This window comes from Moorena sp. SIO4E2 (assembly GCF_010671945.1).
GTDB lineage: Bacteria > Cyanobacteriota > Cyanobacteriia > Cyanobacteriales > Coleofasciculaceae > Moorena > Moorena producens.
Map to the genome: position 1 here is coordinate 1 of NZ_JAAHIE010000392.1, position 7037 is coordinate 7037.

General features: G+C 41.5%; 6 protein-coding genes and 5 pseudogenes. 3 read left to right on the forward strand and 8 right to left on the reverse strand.

Going from position 1 to position 7037, the window contains the following annotated elements; all coding sequences use genetic code 11:
- Nucleotides 1-77: 77 nt before the first annotated feature.
- The 3 genes and pseudogenes from F6K37_RS28320 to F6K37_RS45690 form a co-directional block, all read right to left on the reverse strand.
- Nucleotides 78-257, reverse strand: a complete 180-nt coding sequence (locus tag F6K37_RS28320) for a hypothetical protein (RefSeq protein WP_287253762.1) — start codon at nucleotides 255-257, stop codon at nucleotides 78-80.
- A 93-nt stretch (nucleotides 258-350) separates the two neighbouring features.
- Nucleotides 351-476 (reverse strand): annotated as a pseudogene (locus F6K37_RS28325) (plasmid stabilization system protein); the annotation flags it as partial.
- Nucleotides 469-651, reverse strand: a pseudogene (locus F6K37_RS45690) (hypothetical protein). The pseudogenes F6K37_RS28325 and F6K37_RS45690, both read right to left, overlap by 8 nt.
- Nucleotides 652-1093: 442 nt before the next feature.
- On the opposite strand from F6K37_RS45690, the pseudogene F6K37_RS28330 reads away from it, so the two are divergent.
- Nucleotides 1094-1651: pseudogene (locus F6K37_RS28330) on the forward strand (Uma2 family endonuclease).
- A gap of 17 nt (nucleotides 1652-1668) precedes the next feature.
- Here the strand turns inward: F6K37_RS28330 and F6K37_RS28335 are convergent.
- The 3 genes and pseudogenes from F6K37_RS28335 to F6K37_RS28345 form a co-directional block, all read right to left on the reverse strand.
- The gene (locus F6K37_RS28335; RefSeq protein WP_502709658.1) at nucleotides 1669-2010 is read right to left on the reverse strand and encodes a DUF5615 family PIN-like protein; all 342 of its coding nucleotides are present in this window, start codon (nucleotides 2008-2010) and stop codon (nucleotides 1669-1671) included.
- Nucleotides 2011-2056: 46 nt separating this feature from the next.
- A pseudogene (locus F6K37_RS28340) lies at nucleotides 2057-2287 on the reverse strand (DUF433 domain-containing protein); the annotation flags it as partial.
- 200 nt (nucleotides 2288-2487) lie between these two features.
- A complete protein-coding gene (locus tag F6K37_RS28345; RefSeq protein ID WP_287253768.1) occupies nucleotides 2488-4584 on the reverse strand; it encodes a pentapeptide repeat-containing protein in 2097 nt (698 codons plus the stop codon).
- A 152-nt stretch (nucleotides 4585-4736) separates the two neighbouring features.
- On the opposite strand from F6K37_RS28345, the gene F6K37_RS28350 reads away from it, so the two are divergent.
- A complete protein-coding gene (locus F6K37_RS28350; protein WP_008188565.1) occupies nucleotides 4737-5012 on the forward strand; it encodes a hypothetical protein in 276 nt (91 codons plus the stop codon).
- A 197-nt stretch (nucleotides 5013-5209) separates the two neighbouring features.
- Nucleotides 5210-5422 (forward strand): hypothetical protein, encoded by a 213-nt coding sequence (locus tag F6K37_RS28355; RefSeq protein ID WP_131827246.1) that lies wholly within the window; start codon nucleotides 5210-5212, stop codon nucleotides 5420-5422.
- Between the two features lie 350 nt (nucleotides 5423-5772).
- Here F6K37_RS28355 and F6K37_RS28360 read toward each other — a convergent pair whose 3' ends face one another.
- Nucleotides 5773-5997 (reverse strand): hypothetical protein, encoded by a 225-nt coding sequence (locus tag F6K37_RS28360; protein ID WP_008188571.1) that lies wholly within the window; start codon nucleotides 5995-5997, stop codon nucleotides 5773-5775.
- 251 nt (nucleotides 5998-6248) lie between these two features.
- A pseudogene (locus tag F6K37_RS28365) lies at nucleotides 6249-7037 on the reverse strand (GTPase); the annotation flags it as partial.

Here is a 7037-nt window from a genome sequence, read left to right on the forward strand (position 1 = left end):
ATTCAACTTATTGTACCAAGTTGTTCTATTTATTTGTCTGGGTCACTCAGAGAAGTTACGCAGCTATTTACAAAACTTTATAATTTTTCGGCAATGGTAGTAAAAGTTACCAGGGGGCGGGGGTTTGGGGAGATGGGGAGATGGGGAGATGGGGAGATGGGGAGTCGGAAGTTGATGTAGGGTGGGCATTGGTTGATACCGATCAAATCAGCTGACCAAGCCGGTTGGTAGGCACTGCCCACCATCGGATTAATCACAATGGTGCCAGATCTCAGGAGTCCAGTAGGGTACGTTAATATAATGTAACGCTCTCAATAAATATAGAAACTATAGCATTTTTAATAGCTATTAGGATTATGCTGATTATCAGCCAGTAATCTTAATTTTGCTTCAATTTTTGGCTTTAAATTCGGTTCACGTTTAATGATTGCCTTAAAAGCTCGTTTAAATGATGAAGTTAAAATTAAATTAGTCATTGTTTAATTCGGCGATAACATCATCAACTGTACCCCGAAAAACGTTACCTTGTTGATATTATTGGTGAGCTTTAGTAATATTAACAGTGATTTCTTCTCTTCTTTGTTCAATTTGTCTATGTCTAACAATATTAATTAAATCGTTCTGTTCATCTAAATAAAGAGCGTCAATCATTTATAAAATTTGATTGAAGTTACTTGTTATAATTTTTTCCTCTTTTGTCAAAAAAAATCTTATTTTACTCTAATTTAATCTAATTTATTCCGACAGGGGCGACAACCGCCCCTCTAGGTTGTATGTAAGCATATGCGCTACGCCCACGCTGCGCGAAGGCGAACAGCCGTCAGCTAATTAACGGGAGGTAGTTCACGTAGGGTGGGCAGTGCTTAATACAGATAACCTTACAAAGCCCGTTGCTAGGCACTGCCCACCATAGCAATCTTGTAGGGTAAGTTACTATAATGTAACGCACCATCTCAATAAACATAGAAACTATAGCGTTTTTCATAGGTACGAGGTACACAGAATTTTTTACTTATTGCCTCTTGCCTCTTGCCTCTTGCCTGCTCCCTGCTCCCTAAAAAAAATTACCTCACCTAATTCAAAACCGCTATATATGACCACTGCCACTCCAGCCCTAACCTTAGAGGAGTTCCTCAAACTCCCAGAAACCAAACCCCCATCATAATTTATCAATGGGTAAATAGTTATTAAGCCCATGCCACAAGGCCAACATAGTCTGCTTCAAATTGAATTGTGTCAAGCTATCAATCGAGTCGCTAATCCCAACAAAATTGCCAAGGCTTTCCCCGAATTGCGCTGTACCTTTGGGGGTCAATTAATTATTTACGACATCACAGTCTTTCGTTGGTAAAACATCCCCATTGAACCAACTGGCAAAATTGCCAACCGCTTTCAAATACCTCCAGATTGGGCAATTGAAATTCTTTCCCCAGACCAAAGACAAACCAAAGTCCTCAGCAACCTGATCCACTGTTTGCGTCACGGAACTGAACTAGGATGGTTAATTGATCCAGAAGAAGAAAGTATTATCGTGATCGATCAGACTCAACGATTGGAAATCTTTTCAGCAACGTCTACGTTACCGATTCTCAATGGAGTAGAGTTAGAACTAACAGTTGAGGAAGTTTTTGGGTGGTTAATCTTAGGGTAGACCGTATCAATCTTAATTTAGGGAGTATTGGTTATTTCCAAAATCATTTCTCCTTGCTGCAACTGTTCTAAAGCATCAGGCAAAGTAGCGCTTAGTAATTGCCGTAAGTTGCGGTTTGTGACGTTACCACAGGTTAGCCACAAAATTTGAGGAGGTGTTCCCAAACGACATACTAAATCGATGAAGTCACTATCTTTGGTCATAATAACAGCGTTTTGAGATCGTGCAGCTTCAAATATCTCGATATCATGAGCATCTCGAAGATCCAAGTCTCGCAGAGCAAAAGCCTCTAAGCCAAAAGTGGTTGACAGCCAATTTGCTAATGTTGGAGGCAATTGAGCATCAATCCAAATCTTCAGGTGCGACCCGTGGCGAATTTAATTCGCCAACGGAAAGCGCACCTAATGCTGTCAGTCTGGGAAAATCAGTGCGTCGTGCAGCAAAAAGTAGACAAGCTTGAATATCTGCGAGTTCCAAATCGGGGAAATCTTCTAAAATTTCAGTAACACTAACATTTTCAGCCAACATTTCTAAAATATCGGTAACTCGAATTCGCATCCCTCGAATGCAGGGACGACCACCACACTGACCAGGGGTTTGAGTAATGCGAGCGATCAAGCTAGTTTTTGAATTCATGAGGGTGTCTAAAAGTTGCTTTGTTTGTCTCCATTTTACTTACATATGTAAGGATATGCGCTACTTGAGGTGCGGTCAGCGGTCAGCGGTCAGCCGTCAGCTGTTGGCCTTGGCCTTGGCCTTTGGGCCACGCTACGCGAATGGCTGATAGCTGATAGCTGATAGCTGATAACTGATAGCTGATAACTGATAGCTTACCCCTAAGCCTCCCCCCATCCCTCAATGGTAGCTACCAAAATGTTAACTAAAGGATGGTCTAGGGCTTCCTTGAAAGCTTCCACTCCTCCTGCTTTCAGGGCATTGATAACCTTAGCTTTTAGGGTTGGGTTATTCTCAATTTGGTCAACAACTTCACTGACAACTATCATCTTTTCTTGACTTGTTGTAGTGGGATTACTCTGGGATAGTTGGTTTAGAAGTTGCTGGATTTCAGCTGCTGCTTCGGCTAGGCTTTGTTTTTGCTCTGGTGTCGCATTATTATTCTCAATATTTTGTGTAGCGTTGTCGCCTGTTGCGACCGGAGCATTAGCATTAATAGCGTGCCTTTGGTCTATATTAAAATTACGTGAATTATCTGACATATTATTCTCCGCTTCAGCTTTATTTATAACTTTGACTATAGAATTGGATGACTGGTTACTGATCAAAGCGTCTATAACATCTTTGAAGTTATGAACATAGCGATTGTTAGCCTCATATTTACCCTCTAGAAAAGCAATTATTTTAGCATCTTCCAACCTAGCATTATCATAACTTTCCAAAAATTGTCTCTCAACCTTACCCTTATCTATTGATTCTGGAACTTCCAAAGTAAGTAAAACATCATTTCCCTTCCTCTCAATTCCTTGAATCGAATCACCAGTAATTTCATGATTTTCCGCCATTAATTTTTGAAAGGCTTGACGAAATGCTTCTGGATTAACCCCATTACGCAGAAGAATCTGCACCGTATTCGTAATCTGCTTATAAAGCTTGTCAAAATCCCCTGGTTCAAAAACCCGATTAAAGTCATGGGGACGACGCTCTCGACTTCCCATATCATTGGGATTCTCTAGTAAAAATAAAAACCGACAATCAACCTTAGTTAAGGTAGTTGTTGAATCAATATTCCACGCTTCTAAACAAGCTCCCGTAAGATAAGCATGGGTAAAATCAGTACCAACGCAATTAGCTTTAGTTAAATTAGCCCATTCTAAATTAGCATCCTCTAAAGTTGCTTCGCTAAGATCAGCCAGTTTTAAATTAGCCTTATTTAAATTAGCCCCTTTTAAATTTGTACCTCTAAGATTACCATTAACATAAGACTTATTGTAACCATTACCACTAACCAATAATTTTCTAACAGCCGTATCAGCTAAGATAGTATTACCAGGTCTAGCTCGGTCAAGCTTAATAGTATTTTTCCAACAAGTACGAGTAAGATTAGCCTCTCTTAAATCTGTACTTTTAAGAATAGCTCCCGTAAAATCAGCATCGGTTAAGTTAGCCTTGTAAAAACTTGTTCCTCCTGTGGCAGCAAAAGCAATAGCAATAGTGCGAATCCAGGCATCTCTGGGGTCCCCCTTTAGAGCACGCCAGCCCAGGTAAGTGCCAAGTAAAACGAAGGCGAAGGCTCCGGCTAAGGCTACGGCTACGGCTACGGCTTCGGCTAAGGCTTCGGCTAAGGCTACGGCTAAGGCTACGGCTACGGCTACGGCTACGGCTAAGGCTAAGGCTTCGGCTACGGCTACGGCCACAGCGAAGGCTACGGCTAAGGCTACAGCTACGGCAAAGGCTACGGCTACGGCTTCGGCTAAGGCTCCGGCTGCGGCTTCGGCTAAGGCTACGCCTACAGCTTTGGCTACGGCTACGGCTACGGCTAAAGCTACGGCTAAAGCTACGGCTAAGGCTACGGCGAAAGCTACGGCTCCTCCGATGCCTTGACGAAGGATAACAAAAAATAAGACAATTATTACAACCAGTGCTATCCAGCCGAAAATTTGTACCTCTACCTTGCTAGACACAAATATTGACGTTATTAACACCCCACCCAATAAAGAAATAATTCCTGATAGTCCTGACGTTATCCAGGAAACCAACAGAAGAACAATTACCTGCCGTTTTTGTAATCCAGCCTTTGCCTTACAGAACTGAGTTTCCTTTAGAATAGCATTCTTAAAATTTGTTCCTCGAATATCAGCGTAACTAAAATCTGCTCCTGAAAGGTCTTTCTCCTGAAACGATTGACCTCTAAGATTTACCCCTTGGAAATCCCGTTGTCCTGCTGCATATCGTCTCAGAACTTTTTTAGCTTTCATTAGCGATAATTATATATAGTTGAATGAAGGCCGAATCGCTCCTCGATGTAAACTACAGTCGATGAATCAGGATTCCGGAAATACTTACGTAGGAATAAATTTACTTGGTCACATAGGTTTTCTTGTAACCCTGTTACCGTCCCACCCCTGGGATGCGCTACGCACAGCCAAAGGCGATTGGCCTACGGCCACGCTACGCGAACGCAGGTATTCAGTTAGGTTCATCTGAACTAGAACACTGTTACCAGCAGTGCGATTGGCCTACGGCCACGCTACGCGAACGCACCAGTACCAAGAACCAACATTCCAATTCAAACGCGATCGCACCAGAACCAATATCCCAATTCAAACGCGATTGGCCTACGGCCACGCTACGCGATCGCACTCTTTGGCAAAAACCAATCATCCCAATTCAAGCCCATCGCTAATTAAAACTTGTTCAAGAATAAGCTAAGTTTAGAGGCTCCAGCTATTTCCCAGTTTCTTTGCCATCTTCGTATATCCAGCACATTCTTTCCGGATTTTTTACAAATATGAGATAAACCATTAGCAGCTGTGTATACCCGCACAGCTGATCACACAGGTGCATCTTACTGATTACTAAATTACTATGTTGGACTTCTTTTTGAGCCGCGACACCAACTGGCTGTTTGAAACTGCCATGGACAACCCCGAATTGGCTCCGTCCGTGGTTGAACTGCTCTTCCTAGAAGAGATTAAGTACAACGTTCGTGACAGCTCAATCTTAAAACACGACTATCATCTGACAAATTTAAGACAAGTCTATGTTGACACTCTCCGGTCTAAAGACCCGGGGCAGGATAGTAGTTATCAATAGTGCTAAGATAATAAGTTGCACTATATATAAATAGTTCATGTAGGGTGGGCAGTGCTTGATACAGATCAGATCAGCTGACAAAGCCCGTTGCTAGGCACTGCCCACCATCGGTGTAGCCCCAATCGGAATCTGATCGGATTGGCCGTTGGCCACGCGGGGCGCGTTCGCACTTCCCAATTCCATTAAATTAAAACCAAAAAAAATAGCCGTAGAAATACTATCCACGGCTATTTCACTGCTGTAAACCCTATGTCATATCTATCAGTTTCCGAATCAATCCGCATGTGATCCTACGCGAACAAATCGGATCCTTTGACCGGGGGGGGAAACCCCCCCAGAAATTTAACCTATTAACGCCAAGTCCGATACTTGGTTGCAAAACTAATTACTTCCCCTGGAATACCCGTCGGCTGCAAAGGGCTCCACTCGGAAACATCTGCATACCCCAGTACATAAAGGCCGTAAATAGTATTAGTTACTGCTTCAGGAGAACCCTTAATATACTTAATACGTTTTTTCTTCGGCTTAGAATCATCAGCATTATTGTCTTGATTCGGAATAAAGTCTGTAGACATGACTAAAAAACTCAATTACGTTTATAATGATTATTGTAATGATTATAGTTTAATTTTTCAAGGGTTTTGAAAAATTTTTTTTGGGGAGGTAATTTTAGGAGAAATTGTCAGGGTGGGCAGTGCTGAATAGGGATCACCTTAAAAAGCCCCTTGCTAGACACTGCCCACCTTACGATTCATCTAGCTTATGTAGGCTGGGCAGTGCTGAATATATATCCTCTTAAAAAGCCCCTTGCTAGACACTGCCCACCCTAGGATTCATCTAGTTGCTCTTGTTGTGTTGCTGGCTCTGGACTAAACCATTGTATTACCTTGTCATTAAGAAGTCCGCTAAACAGCCATGCCCCTAATCCTACAAATAAGGTCGCTATTATGCTCATCAGAGCAAGTTTATTGGAGAGATTCCATTTCTTCTCTGTGGGTGACTCATTCAAGGTAACTTCTAAATTCTTGTTGTTAGAATCTCTACCTGCTGCTCCTATGACCGTACTTCCGTCCCCAACCTTGATTTCGCTTTTTTCAGACATAGTTTTACTACCTGTCGCTTCAATATTAATATTAATAGAACTAGCAGCTTTGTTTAGCTGTCGATCTATATCTGGTTGTTCATCTTTTGTGAACTTCTTTAAATCTATCACATCATCAATTAAACTTAATACCTTAACTGTATTATAGGGAGGAATATCACATTTATCCGTATGCTCACCATAAGCAATCCGCTCTCTTAATTTATCAAATTCATAGAAATGAGGATTTTGACTGTTTTTACAAGTAGAACAATTACAGGGGATTAACTTACTACACCTCAATCGGTTATAAGAATCATGGATCTGATCTAGTTGGTAAATAACAGTAGTCAACAAGTCTCGTTTATGTCTACCAGTAACTCTAATTTGAATTTCTCGCTGTTCGTAATATTCAATTACTTCTGCTTTGGTGTTATCTTTGTTTAAAATAACACCACTTTTCCACACATATTGCTGCTGGTAAATCCACTTATGCATTACTACAATAAACCGAGTAATAATACCTTTCGGCAT

What these genes read in the sequence shown, in the direction of transcription:
- F6K37_RS28345 (WP_287253768.1), bottom strand. Translation starts at nt 4,584, where the DNA reads ATGAAAGCTAAAAAAGTTCTGAGACGATATGCAGCAGGACAACGGGAT.
- F6K37_RS28350 (WP_008188565.1), top strand. Translation starts at nt 4,737, where the DNA reads ATGCGCTACGCACAGCCAAAGGCGATTGGCCTACGGCCACGCTACGCG.
- F6K37_RS28360 (WP_008188571.1), bottom strand. Translation starts at nt 5,997, where the DNA reads ATGTCTACAGACTTTATTCCGAATCAAGACAATAATGCTGATGATTCT.